This is a genomic window from Persicitalea sp., from assembly GCF_041751555.1.
GTDB lineage: Bacteria > Bacteroidota > Bacteroidia > Cytophagales > Spirosomataceae > Persicitalea.
Genome location: NZ_JBGSXF010000393.1, coordinates 1 through 11,987, shown reverse-complemented (window position 1 = coordinate 11,987; position 11,987 = coordinate 1). Strand labels below are relative to the sequence as shown.

General features: G+C 53.4%; 12 protein-coding genes. 2 read left to right on the top strand and 10 right to left on the bottom strand.

Going from position 1 to position 11,987, the window contains the following annotated elements:
* Positions 1-73 precede the first annotated feature (73 nt).
* The 8 genes from ACEW8P_RS13925 to ACEW8P_RS13890 form a co-directional block, all read right to left on the bottom strand.
* Entirely contained in the window at positions 74-592 is a 519-nt protein-coding gene (locus tag ACEW8P_RS13925) for a hypothetical protein (protein ID WP_373513684.1), read from the bottom strand.
* A 22-nt stretch (positions 593-614) separates the two neighbouring features.
* Entirely contained in the window at positions 615-1,127 is a 513-nt protein-coding gene (locus tag ACEW8P_RS13920) for a hypothetical protein (RefSeq protein ID WP_373513683.1), read from the bottom strand.
* A gap of 5 nt (positions 1,128-1,132) precedes the next feature.
* On the bottom strand, positions 1,133-1,324 hold the full coding sequence (locus ACEW8P_RS13915; protein WP_373513682.1) for a hypothetical protein: 192 nt from the start codon (positions 1,322-1,324) through the stop codon (positions 1,133-1,135).
* A 3-nt stretch (positions 1,325-1,327) separates the two neighbouring features.
* On the bottom strand, positions 1,328-1,525 hold the full coding sequence (locus ACEW8P_RS13910; protein ID WP_373513681.1) for a hypothetical protein: 198 nt from the start codon (positions 1,523-1,525) through the stop codon (positions 1,328-1,330).
* Positions 1,526-1,945: 420 nt separating this feature from the next.
* Positions 1,946-3,472 carry an IPT/TIG domain-containing protein gene (locus ACEW8P_RS13905; RefSeq protein WP_373513680.1) on the bottom strand — a complete coding sequence of 509 codons (1,527 nt, stop codon included), beginning with the start codon at positions 3,470-3,472 and terminating at the stop codon, positions 1,946-1,948.
* A gap of 53 nt (positions 3,473-3,525) precedes the next feature.
* Positions 3,526-4,530, bottom strand: coding sequence for a ScyD/ScyE family protein (locus ACEW8P_RS13900; RefSeq protein ID WP_373513679.1), 1,005 nt, complete (start codon positions 4,528-4,530; stop codon positions 3,526-3,528).
* Between the two features lie 123 nt (positions 4,531-4,653).
* Complete coding sequence (locus ACEW8P_RS13895) at positions 4,654-5,541, bottom strand: c-type cytochrome (RefSeq protein WP_373513678.1); 888 nt, start codon at positions 5,539-5,541, stop codon at positions 4,654-4,656.
* A gap of 335 nt (positions 5,542-5,876) precedes the next feature.
* Positions 5,877-6,350, bottom strand: a complete 474-nt coding sequence (locus tag ACEW8P_RS13890; RefSeq protein WP_373513677.1) for a hypothetical protein — start codon at positions 6,348-6,350, stop codon at positions 5,877-5,879.
* Positions 6,351-6,523: 173 nt separating this feature from the next.
* On the opposite strand from ACEW8P_RS13890, the gene ACEW8P_RS13885 reads away from it, so the two are divergent.
* Positions 6,524-9,541 carry a two-component regulator propeller domain-containing protein gene (locus ACEW8P_RS13885; protein WP_373513676.1) on the top strand — a complete coding sequence of 1,006 codons (3,018 nt, stop codon included), beginning with the start codon at positions 6,524-6,526 and terminating at the stop codon, positions 9,539-9,541.
* 88 nt (positions 9,542-9,629) lie between these two features.
* Positions 9,630-10,259: a response regulator gene (locus tag ACEW8P_RS13880; protein ID WP_373513675.1), complete on the top strand. Its 630-nt coding sequence runs from the start codon at positions 9,630-9,632 to the stop codon at positions 10,257-10,259.
* 34 nt (positions 10,260-10,293) lie between these two features.
* Here ACEW8P_RS13880 and ACEW8P_RS13875 read toward each other — a convergent pair whose 3' ends face one another.
* The gene (locus ACEW8P_RS13875; RefSeq protein WP_373513674.1) at positions 10,294-10,974 is read right to left on the bottom strand and encodes a tetratricopeptide repeat protein; all 681 of its coding nucleotides are present in this window, start codon (positions 10,972-10,974) and stop codon (positions 10,294-10,296) included.
* A 146-nt stretch (positions 10,975-11,120) separates the two neighbouring features.
* A partial coding sequence (locus tag ACEW8P_RS13870) for a DEAD/DEAH box helicase (RefSeq protein ID WP_373513673.1) occupies positions 11,121-11,987 on the bottom strand: 867 nt, incomplete at its 5' end.

Below are 11,987 nucleotides of genomic sequence, written 5' to 3'. Positions count from 1 at the left end.
ATGAAGGCGTGAGGACGTCCCAAAGGATTCTGACCATTTGGTTTGGGGCCGTCGAAGGGTGTATGGAGCCAATTCAAAGTTTGCGCTCAAACTCCCAGGTATACATCCGATCACCGATTTTTCGCTTCCAGATCATGAGTTTACTCTTGGAACCGTCTGCCAACTTACTGTCTTTAATTTCCAAATCTGCCTCGTCTTTGGTACCATCGAGGTGGGTGAGGACAATTTTGTTGCCCGTCACCGCCCAGGTATCGCCCGTTTTGGGCCCAAATTCTACTGGCCCAACGCCCGTGGCTTGGCATATCTTCTGCTCGATGGCAACCAGCGAACCGTTGCTCTTGAACTCATATAGGAATAAGGGAAGGCACTTGGAAGTGAGAATGCTCAGCTGCACGTAAAAATCAAGAATGTCGGTAATGTTATCGACAGGTGGGGAAACAAGCAACTTCTGCCAGGCCCAGACACTTGCAACCGTAGCGGGATGCGATGCCTTCGGTGCGGGATCGTTGTTCTTCTTGCCGCATGTAACGGCCAGCATAGGTAAAGTGGCCAAAAGAAGAAAGGAAAGGCGAATGGAATGTATTTTTTTCATATTGAAATCGTTTATGCCGTCATTAGAAAACTGGTGCATCGAAGGTACCTTCGAGCGTGTACGTCTTACCGTCCTTCACATTTTTTCCACTTCCCTGGAAGGTGCCGCTAACCCGGCTTTTGGTAGCGGTTTTTACTACCGCTTCACCGGATTCGGGGATCAGAATACCCGCCGTACCCGCGAAGGCCGCCGGGAGCGCGAAGCTATACAGCGTAAAATTGGCCTTTCCGGGCGTCAAGGTCTGGGAACTGTTGATAAACGGATAATTACCCACAGCTTCGCCATTGATGCTTAAGCTGAGTGCGTTTTTTTCGTCCGTGCTGCTGATATCCACCGCGTAACTCCCTCCTCCGACGGCGGCAGATTTTAAAGTCTTTATATCGACTAAAACTTGCCCATCCTGCATAAGCTTCATGGCAGCAGTACCGGGCCTAACCACGGTTTGCGGGTCTTCGGTGCTTTTCTTGCTGCAACCTGATAATAAGGCCAGCAGAATTATTGGCAGAAATACCCACCTAAAAACATAATTTTTCATAAAGGTTACTTGCATTTAGTAGTGTAGGTTTCCTTCAGGAAGGGTACGGACTTGTTGGTAGCCGCATCAGTATAGGTAATTTCCCGGCTTATCAAACCACCCTGTACATTCAGGCTGTTAGTATTGACCTGGTACGTAGTGCCCGATTTATAACCCGTAATATTCCCGCGGAAAGGTTTGCCCAGAAAGCTTACCAAAGGCTATTGGATACCCAGGAAGCCGATAGGTATGGGTTGTTTAAAATCCAACTGCTCGTCTGTGGTAATCGTGATGGTGGATGAGCCGATTTTAGCAGAGCGTAGGTAACCGTTTTCAGCGGTTATATCGGTTTCGTCCCCGCCTGCCTTTTTGATCTTGGCCAAATAACCCTTGCTGTCGTGTTCGTAATCATAAATCACCTTTGAGCCTGGAACATCGCCATCTTCCCGCGGTGAGTCACGCGCCCCTTGTCATCAAGGTTGAGCGTGATCGTGGTATAGTGCTTGTTTTCCAGGGTTTGCTCGATGACCACCTTCCCGGCAGTTTGGTAGTTATATAGCCACCCCCTTTCTGTGCCATCGTCGAATTAAAATTTCCGTACACGTATTCTATCATGATGGGAAGGTCTTCGGCTCCATAGGTAAAAGTGTAGTTGTACTTGTTTGCATTGCTGGTCCCATCAAGAGAAACGTACTGCTCGGTCCGGCAGGAGAGTTGGGGTGTAGTATCCTCTGCCTTTTTACAGCCATTTAGATTGATAATTAACAGAATGCATATTATCGATACTAATCAAAAAAAGTGGATTTTCATGGTAGATTGTTATTTTAAAGTGTTAGAAATCATGGATTAAAAACTACTTTGTACACCGCAAAGCGCAGGGTTTGACTCGACACATCGTTGGTGGCGATCACGTAGAGCGCACCATCCTTGGCCAGAGCTATGTCCCAGGAGTCGAAGTTGAAGCGCATCCGGTTGCCTTTGCCGGTGCGGGCAGAGGCGGTTTTCTTGCCTGCCACGGTAGTTACGTTGCCTTGGTCGTCCACTTTGCGGATGCAACCACAGCCGTAATCCGTCAGGTACACATTATCTTTTTCGTCTACCGTGATGGCGTTGCCCCGGGCGTAGCCACCGTCCTGGAAGCGGGCAGTCGAAGCACTGCCATCGGCATAGCCTTTTTGGCCGGGTGCCCCTGCTACAAGTTTGAGCGTATTGTCAGCCTGTAGCTTCCAGAGGGCATTGTTGCCCGAAACGAATACGCTTTTACCATTCGTAGCCAGGTGGGCGTTGGCTTGGTCGGGCGTTCCTTTTAGCTGGCTGTTGACGAGGGTAGCCGTGAAACTGGACGCCGTGTTTCCACCCGCCGTACCGTTAGTAATCCCAAATAGTTCGTTGTTGAAGTTGGTACAGATGTAGCTGTATTTGCCTGCCGTAGCCCCGCTCGCCGACTTGAGCGACCAGGGACGGGCGTTAGGGTTGGCCGCCGTGGATTTGGAAAGCTTGTCGAATCGGTAGGTGTAGTAGTAGCCCGGCCCCGATTCTCCGAAAAAAATCTGGTCACTCGACACGGCAACCCCTACCGGATTGTCCGTAATGGTCTGGAAAGGAGCTACGCCCAAAGTAGTTAGATCCATTCGGTAAACCGTTTTCTGGCCCGGCCCGGTGAGGTAGAGACTCTTATCGTCACTCGCAAGGGCCATTCGCACCCCATCGGCCCCGCTGGTGGGGTAGGCTGGGATGCCCGCGAGTTTGGTGACGGTAGCTTTGGCCGTGAGGGGAATTATCACGGTGAAATCGGTGGATGAGGTACTAACGTTGCCATTTCCCTCAACCGAAATCTTCCCGGTAGTAGCTCCGTCGGGAACGAAAGCGAAGAGTTGGGTATCCGAGTTGGCGTTAAATACCGTGGCGTTGATGCCGTTAAATTTTACCACCAGGGTACTTTTCTTAAATCCTGAACCCGTAATCATAACCTCCTCCCCTTCCTCGGCCTGGGCGGGAGAGAAACTGGTGATGTACGGTTCCTGGATCACCACAAAATCCGTGGTCGAGGTAGCTGTTCTTCCGTCTGTTTCTACCGTCACCCGCCCGGTTTTGGTACCTGCGGGGACGCTGGTGGTCAGTTGGGTAGCTGTTGCGGCGGTGACAGTCGCGCTCGTGCCATTGAACTTGACCAGGTTTTCCGTTGGCGTAGCAGAAAAACCTTCCCCCTGAATGGTAACGGTCGTGCCCACGATGCCCTGCTCGGGACTCATGCTGGCGATGCTAAAAGGGGCAGGCTCGGCGGTCTTCTTGCAAGAAATGACCGTGAACATCAGTATCAGCACAATCGCAGACTGCTTTGGGACGTAAAGAAGGAAAGTTTTCATATCAGTATTTGCCAAATAAATATCGCAATGATCCGGCCAGATGCCGGACAAGCTCAGTAGCTGATTTTTTGTAGTGTTCCGTCGCCCAGGATGGTCATGTAAGCGGTATGGGCATCCACAATTTTCAGGTCGGTAGGCTGGTTGAGTTTGTCGAACAACACCTTATTCCCCGCCGGGCTGGACTGCAGGAGCCGACCCGTGTTCATATTCCAGCCCATGGCCCCAAACGTACCGTATTCCAGCACCAGTGCGCCACCCGACCCGTCGTTTTCGACGTCAACCACGCTAGTGAAACCTTGTTGCTGAACTGTGAGCTTACCTAGCAGATCCATCCGGTAGAGTGTGGATTGGGCGGCGGGGAAGGGAAAGCCAACCAGAGTACCGATCAAAAACTTTGTTCCGTCGTAGGTGATACCAGTTGGAACTGCCTCAATGAAAGGCGGTCCAACGGGTGTTGGGTTTTTAATGGCTGGCACCTCGGTCAGTACGCTCAGCGCACCAGTTTTGTCCCGGCGAATGATGGCGTTAGCCGCCGCGTCGGTAATGTACATGGCCCCGTCGGGACCGATCACCATATTGTAGGGGTGAGAATCATTGGTATCGTTGACGAACTTGTAGTTCACTACCCATGCGCCGATATCTTCCCCCACGAGCGTCGATCCCGCGATGGGGATATCGCCCGGCATGTAGCCAGATACCTTGATCTTATACAGGATACCGCCGTTGAATGCGTACAGAACCCCATCGGCATACAGCAGGTGATCCGTACCCCCCGGCTCGCCACCCGGCGAGATGGCCGATGGCAAGCCCGTGACGACCGGGTACGTTTTTCCGTCGGTGGCCACGAACATAATCCGGCTGTCGTTTTTTCCGGTGCCTGACTCAGACACAAACAACCGCCCGGAAGGGTCGGATTCTACCCCGATCGGGGCGACTAATCCCACCGCCAGGGTACTGATAGTGAGTGGCGGAACCTCGACAGGGATGCGGTGATCTTCACAGTTACTGAGCGTTAGCAGAGCCAACAGACACAGGGGGGAAATGATATTGTTTTTCATAGTTTTAGATTGTTGAAAAAGGGGAGATTTACCGCCATACACCTGACGAATAAGGATAGCAGGGTGAAATGATTTGAAAAACTTGAATTAGGTTTGGATGGATAGTTAATATTTGAATTTTATTTAGTTACTGGCCAGGCGCCGGGCCGGCAGCGTTTGCAGAAAAGCATACACGTCGTCGATTTCTTGATCCGTTAGTTTTGTAAGGAAACCTTTGGCTATCAAAGACATCTCACCACAGTCTTTTTTACTCAATCCGCCCTCTCCGGTACGCAGAAAATGGCGGAACGCTTCGGGTTTGTAGGCCGTGGCAACGATCAGCGCGGGGGAGTTCATGTGTGGGTCTAGGTCACCTTTAAGTTCGGGACCGCCGTGGCAGCCGCTGCACAGCGACATTACGATGTATTTGCCCCGGCCCACCTGCGACGTATCGGCAGCGGCGGCATTGGCCATTTCACGGCTGTGGGCATGGTCGATCAGCGCAGCCGGCTGAACAAATTGCCCCGCTACCAACAGGGTTCGGCCCAGCAGCCCGAAGCTATTTTGGGGCAATGTCGGCCCGGCAGAAGGCGTAAGGGTGCGGAGGTAAGCCACTATTTTTCCCATGTCACGGTCGGCGATGTTGCAGTACATACCCGACGCAAACATCCAGCTTCCGCGCCCATCGCGGTGAACGCCATGCCGGATCATCCGGTCGAGTTCGGGATTGGTGTACTGGGGTAGAGCAGCTACCACATTGGGAGCGTAGAGTGTAGCCAGCATCGGTACGTTCAGGAACTCCTGACCCTTGAACTTTTCCCCATGACAGCCCTCGCAGTGATAAACACGGGTAAGGCGTTCTCCTTCACGAATGGAAGCGGAGTCGGTCGGTACGGCCAAATCCGCTAAAGGTACGTTATACGTTTGGCGGAGTTCAAACTCACTGACGGCGTAGATAATGCCAGCCACCAGGGGCAACGTTCCTAGGAGTGCAATGCCCGACCATTTGAGTATTTTAATAAATATTTTCATCGCTATGCACGGCTTAATCATTAAATCTGATTGAAATCAGGGAAAGGTTTTTAGAGCCACAACCCATTGTCGTATAGACTACCCGTTTCGGAAACAGACTATGCAGTATCTTTTGGGTGAGGGGTAGAATTATCACATATTAATCTTTTTAATATTCTGTAAATCAATAAGATATGAAATCTGTTTGTTCAGTATAAAATCTAATGTTTCGGCGATCTTCTTGCAAGAAATGACCAGGAACATAAACACCAGCAGAACAATACATTGCCCTGGTAAAAAGTGAGCGCGTGTTTTCATGGTATTTTTTGTTTTAAGTAAAATGATTGGTCATTGGCTTACTCGCGGCGGTACTCGATGGTGTGCTTGACCGTGGCTTCCTTGCTGCCTTCGTCGAAAATCCACTGCATACTGTTGCCGTTCAACTGCAGCTCGTACTCCCGGCGCTGGCCTTTGCTATCTTGTAAGATGATTTTGTTTCCGGTGGACTCCCACGACATTTTGCCGGAAGGCATAAACTTCACCGCCACTTTCATCATGATGTTGCCCAGCGGATTCTGACAACCCTTGACCGGAGTCATTTTCAGGCTACCGTCGGCAACGAGGGTAAGCCCCATGTCTTCCTGACAGCCACCGTAGAGGTCTTTGAAATGAGTGTAAATATCCATGATACCATCCTGAGCGGGCGATACTCTGTGGGCCACCATGCGCCAAGAGCCGACGACATCCGGCGCGGAGGCGGGCGTAAAGCCTAAAACTAGGAAGAGCAGTAGGCTTATCAGCAGCAGTCGGGGTTGGGTGATTTTTCTCATGATGCTTCTCAAAAATGACTTTTGAAATAGTGCATCAAATTTCCCCAATTGCCACCGCCCCGTCAATAACCCTTTACACCTATTGATTGAGCGGTAAAAAAAGTTTTCTATTGTAAGCAGAAGTTGGCTAACTTGCTGAACGGCAATCTCTCTTCTCTAACCTTTGACTGGTCATGAAAAAATGGCTGCCCCTGCTACTGGTTAGGACATTGATGCTATGCGGCGGTCCCCCGAATTGGACGTTCGCCCAGCCTCCCAACTTTACTTTTGAGCATCTGTCCGAAAAAGACGGGCTGCCGGGCGGGGCTGTGTACAGCATCGCCAAAGACCGCCGGGGTTTTGTCTGGTTCGGCACCCGCCGTTGCCCGGCCCGGTACGATGGAACGGCCTTTCGGTCTCTTCTTTTTCCCGAAACCTATCTGATTACGGGTATGGTGGCCGATTCGGCCAACCGGATATGGGTCGCCACTGACCGGAAGGGACTATGCCGCATCTACCCCAGCGCGCTCCGTTTGAAACCTGTACTTACCGCCTCTCGGTCGGCAGGCTATCTCTATGCAAGTGCATCGGGCGAAGGCTGGTTCAGCCGCACCGATGGCATCGGAAGAGTCAATTTTAAGACGGACGCTACTGACTACTACCCTTTGACCCGGACTACCTACCAGGGCCAAAAAACGAAGGGATTTCTGGAAGACAAGCGTGGTGTTCTCTGGGCCATGGGTAGCGACAACGGCCTATTCCGCTTCGATCGCCGGGCCAACCGCTTCGTCTGTGTTCTGGGTCGGGACTGTCCCGATCCAGCCCGGCGCTTTCAAATTTACCTGAGCCAGGGCTGCGTGGACTCCGAGGGAATTCTTTGGATCGGGGCATTCGGTCAGGGACTACTTCGCTTCGACCCAATTACTGAGCAATACACTTTTTTAAAAATCCCTGACGAACCCAGCCAGATTACCTGCGTGATAGAAGGACGGGACGAGAATGGTCGGAAGTTGTTGTGGGTAGGCGATGAGCGCGGTCTATGGGTCTTCCGGCCCGAGCAGGGACGTTTTTTTCACTTGGAAAACCTTCTTACTTTCCCTTTTGGTGTGAACACGATTTTCCGTGACCCGGCCAATGGTATTGTCTGGGTCGGCACCTCGGAGGGCGTTTTGAAATACAACCCGCAGGACAATCTCGTCCGAACGGTGGCACTTCCCCCGAAGCTGGTTCGCCTGCCCGTGACGGTAAAAGTCATACTGGCCGACCGACGGGATACCACCGGGGAAACCTTTTGGCTGGGGCTGTCGCACACCGGGCTGCTGCGCTGGCACCGCCCTACCGGCCAATTCGACTTGGTCCGGTACCCCAGCGATGCTGCTGAAACAATGTGGATCGAGCAGCCGGACAATAGCCATCTCTGGATTGGCCTCAGGCGTTGGGATTATCAGGGCGATGGGGTGCTGGTGTATGATCCCAACCAGAACCGCTTCGTGACCAGGGCCGCCGCCCAGCGGGCTGGGACACTTTTTTCGGTTCCCTTTGTGGACCACGGCCTCATCGACAAGCAGCAACGACTTTGGATCGGCAACAACGACGAAGGTCTGCGGGTGCTGGACACCCGTACGGGGGAAGTGATGCGCTATTGGGCAGATTCTACGATCACCGCGTTGCACCGCAACAACAATTTCCTGACCGATCTCAAAGCCGACCCCAAGGGCCGCATTTGGTTGGGAACCTACCGGGGACCGTACTATGTGGCGGACTCGACCCGACGTTTCGTAAATACCGACGCCCAGAATCCCAAAGCCCGTCAACCCGAAGAATCGGCGACTAATAGCGTGATGATTGCCCGCAACGGCCATTTGTGGGCCGCTCGCTGGGGAAGTGTGACCGAACAGCAGCCCAGCGGGCAACTACTCATCACCCTGACAGCCCGCAACGGCCTGTACGACCGCGAAAATCGCCGCCTGGCCGAAGACCAGAACGGAACCATCTGGATCGGGAATTTCGACGGCCTGAGCGCCTACTACCCCAGAATGCGGCGGCTCCGGCGGCTTACCGTCAGCGATGGGCTGAGCCGAAACAATACGACGGCCGCGCTTTACGTCCATCGCGGCACCCAACTTTTTATTGGCCAGGAGAACGGTCTGGATTTCCTGGACGTGCGGCGGGTGAATCGTCGTTCTCCTCTGCCCCCCCTCGTAGTTAGTTCCTTTCAGGTACACGAGCAGGAGCGCCCTTTTGATTCTGAGCAATCCGTTCGCTTACAGCACGACGACGCCTTCAGTGCCGATTTTACCACCCTGACCTACAGTCGGCTTCCCAACGTTCGGTACGCCTATTTTCTTGAAGGTCAGGATAAAGGATGGCACTACAGCGGCACGGCCCACCGCGCCTACTACACCAATATAGCACCCGGCCACTATACCCTGCATTTGAAAGCCGCCGACTCCTTCGGCAACTGGAGCCCTCAGACCGGACAGTTAGCCATCGACGTAATTCCTGCCTATTACCAGACCTGGTGGTTCCGGGCGTTCGTCGCCCTGTTGGTAGTTGGCTTGCTCTACGGATTGTACCGTTACCGAGTCGGGCAATTGGTTCGCGTCCTGAACATCCGCAATCGCATATCGGCGGATTTGCACGACGAAATCGGCTCGTCGCTGAGCGGCATCAACATTATGGGTACGATGATCCGGGAGAATCTTCCCGCCGAACATCCGTCGCGCTCGCTGATCGAGCGAATCGTAACCGAATCGCGGCAAGTCAGCGGCTCGCTGGACGACATTGTGTGGAGCATCAATCCCCGCAACGACGAATTGAGTCACCTTGTCGCCCGTATGAACCGTTATGCCGCCGAACTCTTCGAGGCGGCGGGGATTTCCTACGAAATCCAGCTACCCGAATCGGTCGATCGACTGAAAATGTCCATGGAAAAACGGCAGGATTTTTATTTGATATTTAAAGAAGCGGTCAACAACTTGGTCAAGCACGCCGGAGCCACCAAGGTTAGGCTAAGTATTGCCCTGGAAGAGCGGCATTTGCGGTTGGAAGTGACCGATAACGGTCGGGGCTTCGATCCCGAGGCGGTCACCGAACGGAACGGCCTGCGCAATATGCGCAGCCGGGCCAAACGCCTGGGCGGAAAAATCGAGATTCGCTCGGGGCCGGAACAAGGCACCGCGCTGCAATTTCGGTTTCCAGTGCCGACCTGACCCGAAAGGGTTATTGACAAGTCAATTCCAAAGCGGGTTCTTTGTGGCCGGGCGGTCGATCTCGCTCCTTTTTAACCTGGAAATACGCATGGTAAGGGTTTCAATTTATGAAGATCAAAACGAACTACGCTCGCTGCTCGAACTGCTGATTGGCAACGCGGAAGGTTTTGAAGTCGCCGGTGCTTATGCCAACGGCCTAAGCGTGGCGGAACAGGCCCGCCGCGACCGACCCGACGTGGTGCTGATGGACATCGACATGCCGGGCCGCAGCGGAATTGACTGCGTAAGCCGGGTCAAAGAGGTAGACGTCGATATCCGGGTGCTGATGCATACCGTTTTCGACGATGACGAGCGGCTGTTTGCCTGCCTGAGCAGTGGGGCAGATGGTTATCTGCTCAAAAAAGACACTTCCACGCATCTACTGAGCGCGCTGCGGGAAGTCGTGGAAGGCGGCGGACCCATGTCGCCTGGCATTGCCCGGCGGGTACTGCAAACTTTCCTGCACACGCCCCCCGCCCAGCAAAGCTATGGTATCACGCCTCGTGAGCAGGAGCTCTTGCAACTGCTCGCGCAGGGCTTTACTTACCGGATGATTGGGATACGATGTAGCATTTCGGTGGAAACTGTGCGGCGCCATTTGAAAAACATTTACCACAAGCTACACGTGCAGTGCGGTACCGAAGCAGTAGCCAAAGCCCTGCGCGAACGAATTATTTAACGTGTTCCCGGGCCAAAGATTTACACGAAATGGCTCACTTGAAAAACTGCTGTGGATCGGGCATCTTGGCCTTCATGAGCTCCACGAACTGAAAATCAACCGCAGAAAAATTGAGCTTACGTGCTTTGTGTAGCGCCTCCCAGGCAGCGGGGAAATCACTACGGTGGTATTCGGCCAGGGCCAGGTTGGCGAAGGTTTGGGCATAAGTCGTGTCCAGCGAAGCGGCCCTAGTTAGGAGTCGGTATGATTCTGCCAAATCCTCTGCCTCATTGTTATTGGCAAAATGGCCCAACTCGACAGTGGCTAAGTCAACGATGAGTGGCACATTGTCGGGAGCGAGGGTGGCGCCCCGACGGAGCATTTGCTCGGCCTTTTCCCAATCGTTTTTCTGGTAACAGATTACCCCAAGCCCCCAAAAGGCGTCCACGTTTTTTTCATCGAGCAGGTACGCCAGATTGAAGCGGTAAGCGGCGGTGTCGAGCTGACCTTCCTGTACGTATTCCCAGGCGCGAGCCGCGAAGAAAGCACTGGCCTCGTCGCGGTTGGGGAAGGATTTGTCGCACTCGTTAAGGAATTTGATCTCTCCTTCTATCTGCTTTGAGGTTTTGCGTTGCTCGCCGAACAGCGGGGCCACGCGCCGCTCGGCCATCGTCAATTCCCGAGGCGGCGACGACACGTTGGTGTCGAGTGAGCGGGTATTACTGACGTACTGCATGGTCTGGGACCATCCGAGGGTGGGCAGTAGAAAAAGACAAAGAATTTGAACTGAAAATTTCATAGAAAGTTAAGGCGAGATCAATCGAACAAACGAGGGGGCGAAGTCGCACAAAAGCAAACGCCTTGCTAGTGCTTAATATTGCCCTAACGGCGGCGAGGCGGTCGGGGGCCGCCTTTCTTATGCGGCTTGCGGGCGGATCGGCGGGAGGGGTTGCCGGCTTTGACGGGCGGCTTCTTTTTTTCGTGGAAGGCCCCTTGAAAAGTTGGGTCTTCGCGGCGGCGTTGCTCGTCGATCTCGCGGAGCTGGTTTTGGTTCTCCTCGCGGGGCGTTTCCAGTATGGTCAGTTTGGCGGGCAGCGGTTGTCGCGGTATTTCCGCCCGGATCAGGCCCTCGATTTTCTTGATGTGGTACTCGTCGGGCGGGGTCAGGAAAGTGATGGCTTCGCCCGCGTGGTTGGCGCGGCCCGTACGCCCTATGCGATGAACGTAGTCTTCGTAAATGATCGGCACGTCGAAGTTGATCACATGACTGACCTCGGTCACGTCGATTCCGCGCGATGCCACATCGGTCGCTACCAGCACCCGGATGTCGCCGTCCTTGAAAGCTTCCATGGCGTTGATGCGCGTGTTTTGACCTTTGTTGGCGTGAATAACGCGTACGTTATCCTCTTGCAAAACCTTCCGCGTCAGAAATTTATAGACATTGTCGGCGGTGGCTTTGCTGCGGGTGAAAATCAGAACCCGGCTGAAATCTTCGTCTCGTGAGAAGAGCAATTCCAGCAAATTGATTTTAGTCAGGAAATTAGGTACTTCGTAGAGCGACTGCGTCACCATCTCAGCAGTGGTAGCCTGCGGCGTGACCTCCACACGCATTGGGAATTCCAGAAACTCGTAGGAGAACTTCTCAACCTTTTCCTGAAAAGTAGCCGAGAAGAGCAGGTTCTGTCGCTTGGTAGGAATCACTTCCAGAATGCGCCGGATTTGCGGCATGAAGCCCATGTCCAGCATCTT

What these genes read in the sequence shown, in the direction of transcription:
- ACEW8P_RS13895 (WP_373513678.1), bottom strand. Translation starts at nt 5,541, where the DNA reads ATGAAAATATTTATTAAAATACTCAAATGGTCGGGCATTGCACTCCTA.
- ACEW8P_RS13905 (WP_373513680.1), bottom strand. Translation starts at nt 3,472, where the DNA reads ATGAAAACTTTCCTTCTTTACGTCCCAAAGCAGTCTGCGATTGTGCTG.
- ACEW8P_RS13880 (WP_373513675.1), top strand. Translation starts at nt 9,630, where the DNA reads ATGGTAAGGGTTTCAATTTATGAAGATCAAAACGAACTACGCTCGCTG.
- ACEW8P_RS13890 (WP_373513677.1), bottom strand. Translation starts at nt 6,350, where the DNA reads ATGAGAAAAATCACCCAACCCCGACTGCTGCTGATAAGCCTACTGCTC.
- ACEW8P_RS13885 (WP_373513676.1), top strand. Translation starts at nt 6,524, where the DNA reads ATGAAAAAATGGCTGCCCCTGCTACTGGTTAGGACATTGATGCTATGC.
- ACEW8P_RS13900 (WP_373513679.1), bottom strand. Translation starts at nt 4,530, where the DNA reads ATGAAAAACAATATCATTTCCCCCCTGTGTCTGTTGGCTCTGCTAACG.
- ACEW8P_RS13875 (WP_373513674.1), bottom strand. Translation starts at nt 10,974, where the DNA reads ATGCAGTACGTCAGTAATACCCGCTCACTCGACACCAACGTGTCGTCG.
- ACEW8P_RS13925 (WP_373513684.1), bottom strand. Translation starts at nt 592, where the DNA reads ATGAAAAAAATACATTCCATTCGCCTTTCCTTTCTTCTTTTGGCCACT.
- ACEW8P_RS13920 (WP_373513683.1), bottom strand. Translation starts at nt 1,127, where the DNA reads ATGAAAAATTATGTTTTTAGGTGGGTATTTCTGCCAATAATTCTGCTG.